This window comes from Streptomyces sp. cg35 (assembly GCF_050410835.1).
In the GTDB taxonomy this organism is placed as follows: Bacteria; Actinomycetota; Actinomycetes; order Streptomycetales; family Streptomycetaceae; genus Streptomyces.
Genome location: NZ_CP191268.1, coordinates 7,190,443 through 7,203,837 on the forward strand (window position 1 = coordinate 7,190,443; position 13,395 = coordinate 7,203,837).

At 69.3% G+C, this 13,395-nt stretch carries 12 protein-coding genes and 1 pseudogene; 12 read left to right on the forward strand and 1 reads right to left on the reverse strand.

Translation table 11 applies throughout. The features are described 5' to 3' along the window. Positions 1 to 71 precede the first annotated feature (71 nt). The 6 genes and pseudogenes from arc (at position 72) to prcA (ending at position 5,817) form a co-directional block, all read left to right on the forward strand. The gene (gene arc / locus ACQUQD_RS32870; protein WP_428955814.1) at positions 72 to 1,838 is read left to right on the forward strand and encodes a proteasome ATPase; all 1,767 of its coding nucleotides are present in this window, start codon (positions 72 to 74) and stop codon (positions 1,836 to 1,838) included. Between the two features lie 257 nt (positions 1,839 to 2,095). Next, the gene (gene dop, locus ACQUQD_RS32875; RefSeq protein WP_428955815.1) at positions 2,096 to 3,607 is read left to right on the forward strand and encodes a depupylase/deamidase Dop; all 1,512 of its coding nucleotides are present in this window, start codon (positions 2,096 to 2,098) and stop codon (positions 3,605 to 3,607) included. A gap of 163 nt (positions 3,608 to 3,770) precedes the next feature. After that, a complete protein-coding gene (locus ACQUQD_RS32880) occupies positions 3,771 to 3,989 on the forward strand; it encodes a ubiquitin-like protein Pup (protein ID WP_037739193.1) in 219 nt (72 codons plus the stop codon). A 58-nt stretch (positions 3,990 to 4,047) separates the two neighbouring features. Beyond that, positions 4,048 to 4,194, forward strand: a pseudogene (locus ACQUQD_RS32885) (endonuclease domain-containing protein); the annotation flags it as partial. Next, a complete protein-coding gene (gene prcB / locus ACQUQD_RS32890; protein WP_428955816.1) occupies positions 4,146 to 4,991 on the forward strand; it encodes a proteasome subunit beta in 846 nt (281 codons plus the stop codon). The pseudogene ACQUQD_RS32885 and the gene prcB, both read left to right, overlap by 49 nt. Before the next feature lie 61 nt (positions 4,992 to 5,052). Beyond that, positions 5,053 to 5,817, forward strand: a complete 765-nt coding sequence (gene prcA / locus ACQUQD_RS32895) for a proteasome subunit alpha (RefSeq protein ID WP_428955817.1) — start codon at positions 5,053 to 5,055, stop codon at positions 5,815 to 5,817. A gap of 60 nt (positions 5,818 to 5,877) precedes the next feature. Here prcA and ACQUQD_RS32900 read toward each other — a convergent pair whose 3' ends face one another. After that, positions 5,878 to 6,918: a LacI family DNA-binding transcriptional regulator gene (locus ACQUQD_RS32900; RefSeq protein ID WP_428955818.1), complete on the reverse strand. Its 1,041-nt coding sequence runs from the start codon at positions 6,916 to 6,918 to the stop codon at positions 5,878 to 5,880. Positions 6,919 to 7,038: 120 nt separating this feature from the next. Here ACQUQD_RS32900 and ACQUQD_RS32905 point away from each other — a divergent pair, with 120 nt between their 5' ends. The 6 genes from ACQUQD_RS32905 to ACQUQD_RS32930 all read left to right on the forward strand — a co-directional run bounded on the left by ACQUQD_RS32905 (position 7,039) and on the right by ACQUQD_RS32930 (position 13,316). Then, positions 7,039 to 8,298: an MFS transporter gene (locus ACQUQD_RS32905; RefSeq protein WP_428955819.1), complete on the forward strand. Its 1,260-nt coding sequence runs from the start codon at positions 7,039 to 7,041 to the stop codon at positions 8,296 to 8,298. A 9-nt stretch (positions 8,299 to 8,307) separates the two neighbouring features. Beyond that, entirely contained in the window at positions 8,308 to 9,669 is a 1,362-nt protein-coding gene (gene pafA / locus ACQUQD_RS32910) for a Pup--protein ligase (RefSeq protein WP_164558827.1), read from the forward strand. Positions 9,670 to 9,797: 128 nt separating this feature from the next. Beyond that, complete coding sequence (locus ACQUQD_RS32915; RefSeq protein WP_428955820.1) at positions 9,798 to 10,811, forward strand: FKBP-type peptidyl-prolyl cis-trans isomerase; 1,014 nt, start codon at positions 9,798 to 9,800, stop codon at positions 10,809 to 10,811. Positions 10,812 to 10,872: 61 nt separating this feature from the next. Next, a complete protein-coding gene (locus ACQUQD_RS32920) occupies positions 10,873 to 11,247 on the forward strand; it encodes an FKBP-type peptidyl-prolyl cis-trans isomerase (RefSeq protein WP_428955821.1) in 375 nt (124 codons plus the stop codon). A gap of 129 nt (positions 11,248 to 11,376) precedes the next feature. Further along, a complete protein-coding gene (locus ACQUQD_RS32925; protein WP_428955822.1) occupies positions 11,377 to 12,330 on the forward strand; it encodes a helix-turn-helix transcriptional regulator in 954 nt (317 codons plus the stop codon). Between the two features lie 29 nt (positions 12,331 to 12,359). Continuing rightward, positions 12,360 to 13,316, forward strand: coding sequence for a helix-turn-helix transcriptional regulator (locus ACQUQD_RS32930; RefSeq protein WP_428955823.1), 957 nt, complete (start codon positions 12,360 to 12,362; stop codon positions 13,314 to 13,316). The last annotated feature ends 79 nt before the right edge of the window (positions 13,317 to 13,395 follow it).

Here is a 13,395-nt window from a genome sequence, read left to right on the forward strand (position 1 = left end):
AGGGGTTTCAATCAACACCCACCCAGGTAGGGTCTGGAAGCGTCCAGCTCCCCTTGGAGGAGGTGAGGACCGTGGCAGCCCACGACGACGACATCAACCGCGGCATCCGCCCGGGACGAGGGTCCGACGACCCCGCCGGGCAGATTGCCTATCTCGAGCAGGAAATCGCCGTCCTGCGGCGCAAGCTCGCCGACTCTCCGCGTCATACGAGGATTCTCGAAGAGCGGATCGTCGAGCTGCAGACCAACCTGGCCGGCGTGTCCGCGCAGAACGAGCGGCTCGCCAACACACTCCGCGAGGCCCGCGACCAGATCGTGGCCCTCAAGGAAGAGGTCGACCGGCTCGCGCAGCCGCCGGCCGGCTTCGGAGTCTTCCTCGTCGCGAACGAGGACGGCACCGCCGACATCTTCACCGGCGGCCGCAAGCTCCGGGTGAACGTGAGCCCCAGCGTCGAGCTCGAAGAGCTACGGCGCGGCCAGGAAGTAATGCTCAACGAAGCGCTCAACGTGGTCGAGGCCATGGAGTTCGAGAGCGTCGGCGACATCGTCACCCTCAAGGAGATCCTCGAGGACGGCGAGCGAGCCCTCGTGACCGGGCACACCGACGAGGAACGGGTGGTACGGCTCGCCGAGCCGCTGCTCGACGTCGTCATCCGCCCCGGTGACGCGCTGCTTCTCGAGCCCCGTTCCGGCTATGTCTACGAAGTCGTACCGAAGAGCGAAGTAGAGGAACTCGTCCTCGAAGAGGTCCCGGACATCGGCTACGAGCAGATCGGCGGCCTGGGCAACCAGATCGAGCTGATCCGCGACGCGGTCGAGCTGCCCTACCTCTACCCGGACCTCTACAGGGAGCACGAACTGCGGCCGCCCAAGGGTGTCCTGCTGTACGGGCCCCCCGGATGCGGCAAGACCCTGATCGCCAAGGCAGTCGCGAACTCGCTCGCCAAGAAGGTCGCCGAGGTGACCGGACAGGGCCAGGGCAAGAGCTTCTTCCTGAACATCAAGGGTCCTGAGCTTCTCAACAAGTACGTCGGTGAGACCGAGCGGCAGATCCGCCTCGTCTTCCAGCGTGCCCGCGAGAAGGCCAGCGAGGGCACGCCCGTCATCGTCTTCTTCGACGAGATGGAGTCCCTGTTCCGCACCCGTGGCTCCGGTGTCAGCTCGGACGTGGAGAACACCATCGTCCCGCAGCTGCTCGCCGAGATCGACGGCGTGGAGGGCCTGCAGAACGTGGTCGTGATCGGTGCCTCGAACCGTGAGGACATGATCGACCCGGCCATTCTGCGCCCCGGACGACTCGACGTGAAGATCAAGATCGAGCGCCCGGACGCCGAGGCGGCCAAGGACATCTTCGGGAAGTACCTCACCGACCGTCTGCCGCTGCACACCGACGACGTCGGCGAGCACAGCGGCGACAAGGTGGCCACGGTCCACGGCATGATCCAGACCGCCGTGGAGCACATGTACGCGGAATCCGAGGAAAACCGCTTCCTGGAAGTCACGTACGCCAATGGCGACAAGGAAGTCCTGTACTTCAAGGACTTCAACTCCGGCGCAATGATCGAGAACATCGTCGGCCGCGCCAAGAAGATGGCCATCAAGGCCTTCCTCGAGCAGAACCAGAAGGGCCTCAGGGTCTCTCATCTCCTCCAGGCTTGCATCGACGAGTTCAAGGAGAACGAGGACCTGCCGAACACCACCAACCCGGACGACTGGGCCAGGATCTCCGGAAAGAAGGGCGAGCGGATCGTCTACATCCGTACGCTCGTCACCGGAAAGCAGGGCGCGGACACCGGACGCTCCATCGACACGGTGGCGAACACCGGTCAGTACCTGTAAATGACAGGGTGGCTGCGGGTGCCCGGACCGGGCACCCGCAGCCCACTGTTTTTCCGGGCAACTACCACGCGGCCACCCGCTCGACGTCGGAGCGAAGCAATGACGCAAATGATCTCCCCACCAGCGCAGAGGCGTTCTAGGCTCTTCAATACCGCCGAGTCGCGCCGTGCGGGGACGGGCACCGCACGCGCACCGGAGAACCAGCGGTACTTGAGCGCCGCCCCCGACCGAGGGCGCCGCCGGGCAAGGAGGGCCGCATGACCGTACGGCGAGTAATGGGCATCGAGACGGAGTACGGGATCTCCGTCCCCGGCCACCCCAATGCCAATGCCATGCTCACCTCGTCCCAGATCGTCAACGCGTACGCGGCGGCGATGCACCGGGCCCGCCGCGCCCGCTGGGACTTCGAGGAAGAGAACCCGCTGCGCGACGCCCGGGGCTTCGACCTCGCGCGGGAGGCCGCCGACTCCAGCCAGCTCACCGACGAGGACATCGGCCTGGCCAATGTCATCCTCACCAACGGCGCGCGCCTCTACGTCGACCACGCACACCCCGAGTACAGCTCCCCGGAGGTCACCAACCCCCGGGACGCCGTCCTGTGGGACAAGGCCGGCGAGCGCATCATGGCCGAGGCCGCCGAGCGGGCCGCCCAGCTTCCCGGCGCCCAGCCGATCCACCTCTACAAGAACAACACCGACAACAAGGGCGCCTCCTACGGCACGCACGAGAACTATCTGATGAAGCGGGAGACCCCCTTCTCGGACATCGTGCGCCACCTGACGCCCTTCTTCGTCTCCCGTCAGGTCGTCACCGGAGCGGGCCGCGTCGGCCTCGGTCAGGACGGGCACGAGCACGGCTTTCAGCTCAGCCAGCGCGCGGACTACTTCGAGGTCGAGGTCGGCCTGGAGACCACGCTCAAGCGCCCGATCATCAACACCCGCGACGAGCCGCACTCGGACGCCGAGAAGTACCGCCGGCTCCACGTGATCATCGGCGACGCGAACCTCTCCGAGATCTCGACGTACCTGAAGCTCGGCACAACCTCTCTGGTCCTCTCCATGATCGAGGACGGCTTCATCGCGGTGGACCTGGCCGTGGACCAGCCGGTCCGCACCCTCCACCAGGTCTCCCACGACCCGACCCTCCAGCATCTGATCACGCTCCGTAGCGGCCGTACGCTCACCGCGGTCCAGCTCCAGATGGAGTACTACGAGCTCGCCAGGAAGTACGTCGAGGAGCGCTTCGGCGCCGACGCGGACGACCAGACCAAGGACGTCCTCACCCGCTGGGAGGACGTCCTGGGCCGCCTGGAGAGCGACCCCATGAGCCTCTCCGGCGAGCTGGACTGGGTCGCCAAGCGCGAGCTCATGGAGGGCTACCGCCGGCGCGACGACCTGGACTGGGACGCGGCCCGGCTGCACCTCGTCGACCTGCAGTACGCCGACGTACGGGCCGAGAAGGGCCTGTACAACCGTCTCGCGGCCCGCGGCAAGATGAAGCGCCTGCTGGACGAGGGCGAGGTCGAGCGGGCCCGTACGAAGCCGCCGGAGGACACCCGGGCCTACTTCCGCGGGCGCTGCCTGGAGCAGTACGCGGACGACGTCGCCGCGGCCTCCTGGGACTCGGTGATCTTCGACCTGCCCGGCCGTGACTCACTGCAACGGGTCCCAACCCTCGAACCCCTTCGCGGAACGCGAAATCACGTGAAGGAGCTGCTCGACCGGTGCCGGACGGCCGAAGATCTGGTGCGCGTGCTGTCCGGCGGCTGATCGGCGCCTGATCCACGGCTGAAAAGTCGGCGGCAGGGGAATCACAGAGGTGGGCCGAGCACGTTGCACAAAGTGCGAGGCCGATGTCGGACCCGACTTGTAGGGTTCTGATCACGAACGACCTGTACGACGTGAATGTCGAACCGAGCGGGGTGAGCTGGATATGGCGACCAAGGACACCGGCGGCGGACAGCAGAAGGCGACGCGTTCCACCGAGGAGGTCGAGGAGCAGGCGCAGGACGCGCAGGCGACCGACGACCTCAAGGAGCGCCAGGAGAAGCTGAGCGACGACGTCGACTCGGTTCTGGACGAGATCGACGACGTCCTCGAGGAGAACGCCGAGGACTTCGTGCGTTCCTTCGTGCAGAAGGGCGGCCAGTAGGTCACCTCGGCCTGCGGCCCGAAGGTTCCTCCGGTGCGTGCCGGAGCCCGCGAAGCGTTGTCGCACGGCTCCGGCCGCACAGGTGGATCACCGCCACGAGACGGGTAGGGTCCGTGGCGTACTGTGCTTCAACTGCATTTACGTGGAAGGAAACGCGTGGAAGCCAACCCTCGTAGCACCGGGCGTCTACCGGCAGCCTTCCTGACGCCGGGATCGTCGTCCTTCATGGACTTCCTGTCCGAGCACCAGCCCGAAATGCTGCCCGGCAACCGGCAGTTGCCGCCGACGCAGGGCGTCATCGAAGCCCCGCACGGCACGACCATCGTCTCCGTGACGTTCCCCGGAGGCGTGGTGCTCGCCGGTGACCGGCGGGCCACGATGGGGAATGTGATCGCGCAGCGCGACATCGAGAAGGTCTTCCCGGCGGACGAGTACTCGGCCGTCGGCATCGCCGGCACCGCCGGTCTGGCCGTCGAGATGGTCAAGCTCTTCCAGCTGGAGCTGGAGCACTTCGAGAAGGTCGAGGGCGCCCAGCTGTCGCTGGAGGGCAAGGCGAACCGGCTGTCCACGATGATCCGGTCGAACCTCGGCATGGCGATGCAGGGGCTGGCCGTGGTGCCGCTGTTCGCCGGGTACGACGTCGACCGCGAGAAGGGCCGCATCTTCTCGTACGACGTCACGGGCGGGCGCAGTGAGGAGCACGGCTACGCCGCCACCGGTTCCGGCTCGGTCTTCGCGCGCGGGGCGATGAAGAAGCTCTACCGCGAGGATCTGACGGAGGAGCAGGCCACGACGCTGGTCGTGCAGGCGCTGTACGACGCGGCCGACGACGACTCGGCGACGGGTGGTCCGGACATGGCCCGGCGGATCTTCCCCATCGTCACGGTGATCTCGGAGGACGGGTTCCGTCGTCTGACGGACGACGAGTCGTCGGAGATCGCCCGCTCGATCCTCGAGCGGCGTCTGGAACAGCCGGACGGGCCGCGCGCCGCGCTGCTGTGAGCTGACTGTTCGCTCTTCTTGCCCCACTGACGCGTTACTGACAGAAAGGGACGGATAGCCGGTGTCGACGCCGTTCTATGTCTCACCCCAGCAGGCGATGGCCGACCGCGCGGAATACGCGCGCAAGGGCATCGCCCGCGGTCGCAGCCTGGTCGTGCTGCAGTACGCCGACGGCATCGTGTTCGTCGGCGAGAACCCGTCCCGTGCCCTGCACAAGTTCAGCGAGATCTACGACCGGATCGGCTTCGCGGCCGCCGGCAAGTACAACGAGTACGAGAACCTCCGTATCGGCGGCGTGCGCTACGCGGATCTGCGCGGCTACACGTACGACCGTGACGATGTGACGGCCCGTGGTCTGGCGAACGTGTACGCGCAGACGCTGGGCACCATCTTCTCCAGTGCGGGTGAGAAGCCCTACGAGGTGGAGCTGGTCGTCGCGGAGGTCGGTGAGTCCGCCGAGGGCGACCAGATCTACCGCCTGCCGCACGACGGGTCGATCGTCGACGAGCACGGCTCGGTGGCGGTCGGCGGCAACGCCGAGCAGATCAGCGGCTATCTCGACCAGCGCCACCAGGACGGCATGTCGCTGTCCGAGGCGCTGAAGCTGGCCGTGCAGGCGCTGTCGCGCGACACGAACGGCAGCGAGCGGGAGATCCCCGCGGAGCGTCTCGAGGTGGCGGTGCTGGACCGTACGCGGCCGCAGCAGCGCAAGTTCAAGCGGATCGCGGGGCGGCAGCTGTCGCGCCTGCTGACGGCCGAGGGCGCCGCCGAGGTGTCGAAGGCCGCGTCCGACGCGGTGTCCGACGACGACTCCACCGAGGAGTAGCCACCGGTTCGTCGTGCGTGTGCCCCGGCCGGTTCCCGAACCGGCCGGGGCACACGCATGTCACGCCTCGGCGGGCGGCGCCGGCGCCGTCGAGCCGCGCACGATCAACTCGACCGGCAGCGGGCCCGTTTCGGGCTCACGGCCCTCCAGGACGGCGAGCAGCGCCGCCATGCCCCGCTCGCCGAACTCCTCCGCCGGCAGCCGCACCGTGGTCAGCTCGGGCTCGACGGCGGTGGCCAGCGACAGATCGTCGAAGCCGGTGACCGAGAGCTGCTCGGGGATGCGCAGCCCCATGCGCCGGGCGGCCTTGTAGGCGCCCGTCGCGAGCTTGTCGTCGTCGCAGACGATCGCGGTGGGCCGGACCAGGCCCGAGGTGCGCAGGGCCCGCTCCGTGGCGACCAGGGCGTCCTCGACGGTGAGGGCGGAACGGACGGTACGGACCGTGGTGCCGGGCAACCGGGCGGTCCTGGCGGCCAGTTCACGGGCGCGCACGTCGAAGGTCCACGACCGCACCGCCGAGGCGAGGTGCAGGAAGTCGCGGTGGCCGAGCTCCAGCAGATGGTCCGTGATCTGCCGGATGCCGTCGGTGAGGTCCAGGTTCACCGTCGCGGCGCCGAGGCTGCCGGCCGGATCGCTGTCCAGCATGACGAGGGGCAGGTCGTCGCCGCGCAGCGCGGTGACGGCGTCGGCGGCCATGGACGAGGCCAGGATGCCGTCCAGGGCGGCGCGGGCGGAGGGGAACGGATCGCGGGCCGGGCCGACGCCGACCGGCGACGGGTAGAGGACGACACCGAAGTCGTGCCGGGCCGCGACCCGGGCCGCTCCCGTGTAGACGCCGGCGAAGAACTCGTTCGTGAGCGCGGGCACGACGAGCAGGGCGGTGCGGGTGCGCCCGAGACGGAGATTGCGGGCCGCGAGGTTCGGGCGGTACCCCAGCTCCCGGGCCGCCGCCCGGACCCGCTCGGCCGTGGCCACGGCGACCCGGCCGCGCCACTTGTCGCCCATGACCAGGGAGACGGCGGCCTGCGAGACGCCGGCGGCGCGGGCCACGTCCCGGCTGGTGGGGCGGGTGGTCGCCGGCCCGTCCGTACCGCTGCTCACTGCTGCCTCCGTGTGTCTCGTCCCCGGGTGCTCGACGTTATCGGGTGGCTCCCCGGACGGCGTGCGTGGTACGTATAACCCCTCGACGTTATACGTAAAACTTCAGCAGAGGGCGGGGCGATGGCCGCGGGATATGCGGAGATCCTCAGGGCGCGGCACGCGATGCGGCTGCTCACGGGCACGCTGGTGGGCCGGCTGCCGAACGCCACGGCGGCGATCGCCATCGTCCTGTTCATCCGCGACGAGGGCGGCACGTACAGCCTCTCCGGAGCGCTCGCGGCGGTCTACGGAGTGGGCAACGCGATCGGGCAGCCGCTGCTCGGCCGCCTCGTCGACCTGCACGGCCAGCCGAAGGTGCAGCTGCCCGCGGCGCTGTCGTCCGCCCTCGCGACGGCCGTGTTCGCCTTCGCCGGGACCGGCTCGCTGCCGCTGGCGTACGGCGCCGTCGCCGTCGCGGGTCTGCTCACGCCGCCGCTGGAGGGCGGCCTGCGGGCGCTCTGGCCGAGCGTGCTGTCGCGCGAGGAGCAGGTGCACACCGCGTACGCGATGGACGCGATCGCCCAGGAGGTCATGTTCACCGTCGGCCCGTTGCTGGTGACCGTCTGCGTCTCGCTGTGGTCCGCGCAGGCCGCCTTGCTGGTCCTGAACGTGATCGGTGTGCTGGGGGCGCTGTCGGTCGTGCTGTCCAAGCCCTCGCGGGAGTGGCGTTCGGCGCCGCGCGAGGCGCACTGGCTGGGCGCCCTGCGCTCGCCGGGCCTGCTCGTCCTGCTCGCCGCCTTCCTGTTCATCGGGCTCGCACTCGGCTCGATCACCGTGGCCGGCGTCTCGTACGCGGACGGGAACGGCGGGGACGCCACCTACGGCTGGATGATGGCGGCGCTGGGGCTCGGCGCCCTGGTGGGCGGCACCGCGTACGGCGCCCGGCAGTGGGGCGGCGCCCCGGAGGCGCGGCTTCGGGTGCTGGTGGCTCTTCTCGCCCTGTTCTACGTCCCGTTGACGCTGATGCCCGGACCGGCGGCGATGGTGGCGCTCACGGCGGTCGCCGGGGTCTTCCTCGCGCCGTGCATCGCCTGCGCGTTCATCGTCGTCGACCGGCACGCGCCGCGGGGGACGGTGACGGAGGCGTTCTCCTGGCTCGTGACGACGTTCACGGTCGGCGCCAGCGCGGGCACGGCCGTCGCGGGACCGGTCGTCGAGTGGGGCGGCACCCGGTGGGGTTTCACCGTGCCGGCCGCCACCGGGACGGTCGCGCTGCTCGTGCTGTTGGCCATGGGCCGGGTTCTCACGGTCCCGCGCACGTCCGGGCGTGTCGCGCTCGCGTCGGAAAATGATCCAAACCGTGCTGCCGAACCCCGTTTCAGCTCGGGGGATCGGGCGTAATGTTCAGTCATGGACCGCCGCATTTTCGGGCTGGAGAACGAGTACGGCGTCACATGCACGTTCAGGGGACAGCGACGCCTGTCACCTGACGAGGTGGCGCGGTACCTCTTCCGCCGTGTCGTGTCATGGGGCCGCAGCAGCAATGTCTTTCTGCGGAACGGTGCCCGCCTCTATCTTGACGTGGGTTCGCATCCGGAATACGCAACACCGGAATGCGACAACGTGACCGAACTGGTCACCCACGACAAGGCGGGCGAGCGCATTCTGGAAGGCCTGCTCGTCGACGCCGAACGACGCCTGCACGAGGAGGGAATCGCAGGCGACGTATACCTGTTCAAGAACAACACCGACTCGGCGGGAAACTCCTACGGCTGCCACGAGAATTACCTGGTGGCGCGGCACGGGGAGTTCTCGCGGCTCGCGGACATCCTCATCCCCTTCCTGGTCACGCGTCAGTTGCTGTGCGGCGCGGGCAAGGTGCTGCAGACTCCGCGCGGCGCCGTGTACTGCGTGAGCCAGCGCGCCGAGCACATCTGGGAGGGCGTCAGCTCCGCGACGACGCGTTCCCGGCCGATCATCAACACCCGCGACGAACCGCACGCGGACGCCGAGCGCTACCGCCGTCTGCACGTCATCGTCGGCGACTCGAACATGTCCGAGACGACCATGCTCCTCAAGGTCGGCGCCACCGACCTGGTGCTGCGCATGATCGAGGCGGGCACGGTGATGCGCGACCTGACCCTGGAGAACCCGATCCGGGCCATCCGCGAGGTCAGCCACGACATCACGGGCCGCCGCAAGGTGCGCCTGGCCAGCGGCCGCGAGGCCTCGGCTCTCGAAGTACAGCGCGAGTACTACGAGAAGGCCGTCGACTTCGTGGAGCGCCGGGGCATCCGCACCGGCACCGTCGACCAGGTCCTGGAGCTGTGGGGCCGCACGCTCGACGCGATCGAGGCCGAGGACCTCGACCGCATCGGCACCGAGATCGACTGGGTCATGAAGTACAAGCTCATCGAGCGGTACCGGGCCAAGCACAACATGACCATGTCGCACCCGAGGGTCGCGCAGATAGACCTCGCGTACCACGACATCCACCGCCGCCGGGGCCTCTACTACCTCCTGGAGAAGAAGGGCCAGGCCGCCCGGATCTGCAACGACCTGAAGATCTTCGAGGGCAAGTCCGTGCCGCCGCAGACCACGCGCGCGAGGCTGCGCGGCGACTTCATCCGCCGGGCCCAGGAGCAGCGCCGTGACTTCACGGTCGACTGGGTGCACCTGAAGCTGAACGACCAGGCGCAGCGCACGGTGCTGTGCAAGGACCCGTTCCGCAGCGTGGACGACCGGGTGGAGAAGCTGATCGCCGGAATGTAGTCCGACGGTCGAGCAATCCTTTGAAGGGCCCCGTACGAATCATTCGTACGGGGCCTTCGGCCGTCCTTGGAAAAGCTGTGCGAGGGCCTAGAGTGGCCGGACTGTACTCGAGCGACTTGAGGATCACTGTGCGACGCCGACTTGCAGCTCTACTGATCGTGCCGGCACTGGCGCTGACCGCGACGGCCTGCGGCAGCGACGACGGCAAGAAGGACGCGACGGACAAGGCGGAGTCCTCGTCCGCGGCGCCCAAGGCTGCTGACGTGCCCAAGGCGGTCGACACCGCCGACCCGATGCCCGAGGTGAGCGGCGCCGTCGGCAAGAAGGCGACGATCAAGCTGCCCAAGGGCGACCCGAGCGGCAAGTTCGTCGTGCACACGCTCTCCGAGGGCAGCGGCGCCGAGGTGAAGAAGAACGACCTGGTGTCGATGAACTTCACCGGCAAGCTCTGGAAGGGCGGCAAGGACCTCGGCACCACGTACGGGGCGCAGGGCGGCGGCGACCAGATGGTGACCGCGGGCGGCGAGGGCCAGCTCCCGGCCTTCGCGCAGTCCGTGCTCGGGCAGAAGGAGGGCAGCCGGGTCCTCGTCGTGGCGCCGCCGGCCGCGGGCTTCGGCAGCCAGGGCAACCCGCAGGTCGGCATCTCCGGCTCGGACACGCTCGTCTTCGCCATGGACATCGGCAAGGTCGTCCGGGACTCCGCGGCCAAGCAGTCGGCCATCCCGTCGGACCTGCCGCAGATCAACGCCGACCAGCCGGCGCCCGCGAAGATCTCCGTCCCGAAGAACGACCCGCCCAAGGACCTCGTCGACAAGGTCCTGATCCAGGGCAAGGGCGCCGAGGTCAAGAGCGGCCAGACGGTCAGCATGCAGTACAGCGGTGCCGCCTGGAAGCCCAACGAGGGCAAGGACAAGGCCGAGCTGTTCGACTCGTCCTACAACACCGGCCAGCCGTTCCAGACCGTCATCGGCAAGGGCCAGGTCATCAAGGGCTGGGACACCGGCATCGTCGGCAAGCACATCGGTGACCGGGTGCTCCTGGTGATCCCGGCCGACCAGGCGTACGGCAAGCAGGCCAAGGGCAAGACCCTGCCGGCCAACTCGACGCTCGTCTTCGTGGTCGACATCCTCTCCGCGCACTGACCGCCGGAGAAATGGCAGACTGTCCCGGTTGCCCAACCGCCAACAAGCAGGAGCACTTCTCGTGAACATCGACAAGCCCGAGATCGATTTCCCGGACGGTCCGGTCCCCACTGACCTGGAGATCGTGGACATCTGGGAGGGCGACGGTGCCGAGGCCAAGGCCGGGGACTTCGTCAAGGTCCACTACGTGGGTGTGTCCTTCTCCTCCGGTGAGGAGTTCGACGCCTCGTGGAACCGCGGCAACCCGCTGGAGTTCCAGCTCGGTGCCGGCCAGGTCATCCAGGGCTGGGACAAGGGCGTCCAGGGCATGAAGGTCGGCGGCCGTCGCAAGCTGACCATCCCCGCGCACCTCGCCTACGGCGAGCGTGGCGCCGGCGGTGGCCGTATCGCCCCCGGCGAGACGCTGATCTTCGTCTGTGACCTGATCTCCGTCTGAGATCGTCAGACAACGACCGCAAGCGGTCATCCCTGGGCCCATGCCTGTTGGCATGGGCCCTCGGCTTTTGCCACGACACCCGGGGGCGGTACGGTCAACGGTCGGGAGCCACATGAGGAAAGGGCGTCGATGGCCATTGCCAAGGCCGAGCGGCTGATGAATCTGGCGCTGTGCCTGCTCGGGACCCGGCGTCCGCTCAGCAAGCGCGAGCTGCGGGGGTCCATCGAGGCCTACCTGGAAGCCGGCAACGACGACTCCTTCAACCGGATGTTCGAGCGTGACAAGGACGACCTGCGCGAGCTCGGCCTGGTCATCGAGACCGTGGAGAACCTGGACGGCGAGGTCGGCTATCTCGCCCGCCGCGACAGCAACCGGCTGCCCCCGGTCACGCTCGACGCCGAGGAGGCCGCGGCCCTCGGTCTCGCCGCGAAGGTCTGGCAGCAGGCCCGCCTCGCCGGGGCCGCCAGCGGCGCCCTGCAGAAGCTGCGCGCTGCCGGGATGCCCGAGGACGTGGACCCGTACGAGGCCCACAGCGCGCTGGAACCCCGGATCCCCGTGCACGAGGCGTCCTTCGAGCCGCTGATGCTGGCCTGCCGCGACCGCCGCCCCGTCGTCTTCGACTACCGCAAGGCCACCGCGGCCCGGCCCGAGCCCCGGCACGTCGAGCCGTGGGCCCTGGAGTGCTGGCGCGGCCACTGGTACCTGGCGGGCTGGGACCGCGACCGGCAGGCCGAGCGGGTCTTCCGGCTCTCCCGGATCACCGGCAAGGTCCGCTCCCGCGCCGGCCGTTTCACGGCGCCGGTGCCGGACGTGGTGACCGTGCGGGAGACCGTCGCGAGCTGGGCGGGGGAGAGCGCCACGCGCTCCGCGCTGATCCGGCTGCGCACGGGCGCTGGCTACCCGCTGCGCGCCAAGGCCGTCGCCGTACGGGAACGGGGCGAGGGCTGGGACGAGTTGGAGATCCCGTACGGGCACGGGCTCGACGCCTGGCTCGTGGAGTTCGGCCCCGACGTGGTCGTCCTCGAGCCCGCCGAGCTGCGGGCCGATGTCGTGGACCGGCTGCGCGCCGTGGCCAAGGGCTGAGCGCGGGACTGAGGGGAGCACGGACGAGCATGGCTGCCAACGCCATCGACCAGACCCGGCGGATGCTGTCGCTGGTGACGTATCTGCGTGAGCGCCCGGGCGCCCGCGTCGAGGACGTCGCCCGCGCCTTCGGCATCACCGAGGACGAGCTGATCTCCGACCTGGACGTGCTGCCCCTGTGCGGCACGAGCTTCCGCGGCGGCGACCTGCTCGACATCGACACCGACGGCGACCGCATCTGGTGGCACAACCCCGACGACGTCGCCGAGCCGCTGCGCATCGCCGCCGACGAGGCGACCGCGCTGCTGGTGGCGGCGCGCGCGGTGGCCACGCTGCCGGGGCTGCGCGAGAGCGACCGGCTCGCGCTGCTGCGCGCCACCGCGAAACTGGAGGCGGCGGCCGGCGAGGTGGCGAGCGCGAGCGCCCGCCTGAACGTCACCTTCGAGTCCGAAGGCGGTGTCTTCGCCGACGTCGACCGTGCGATCTCCGAGCGCCGCCGCCTGTGGATCCGCTACTACTCGCCCGCGCGCGACGAGGTCACCGAGCGGGAGATCGACCCGATCCGCCTGGTCAGCGTCGGTCACACCTACGTAGAGGCGTGGTGCCGCAGGTCCGAGGCGCGGCGCACGTTCCGGCTCGACCGGGTCGCCGAGATCCGGATCCTGGACGAGGCCGCGGCACCGCCCGAGGTGGAGCTGCGTGATCTCTCCGAGGGACTCGTGCAGCCCGCGGCCGAGGACCCGGAGGTCGTCGTCGAGGTCGGACCCGGCGGGCGCTGGGTGGCCGAGTACTACCCGCACGACAGCGCCGAGGAGCTGGCGGACGGTGGTCTGCGGATCACGCTGCGCACGCCCGACCCCTCCTCGCTGCGCCGGCTCGCGCTGCGGCTCGGCCGGGACGGGCACATCGTGGCACCGGCCGAGCTGGCCGTGAGCGCGCGGGACGCGGCGCGGCAGGCGCTGGCCGCGTACGACGGGGCCGCGTGAGGGAGCGTGAGGCAGTCGGACACGCTCTCCGGGATACATGGCGCAGAACGGATGAAAGGTGCGAGGTGGTCGAAATGAC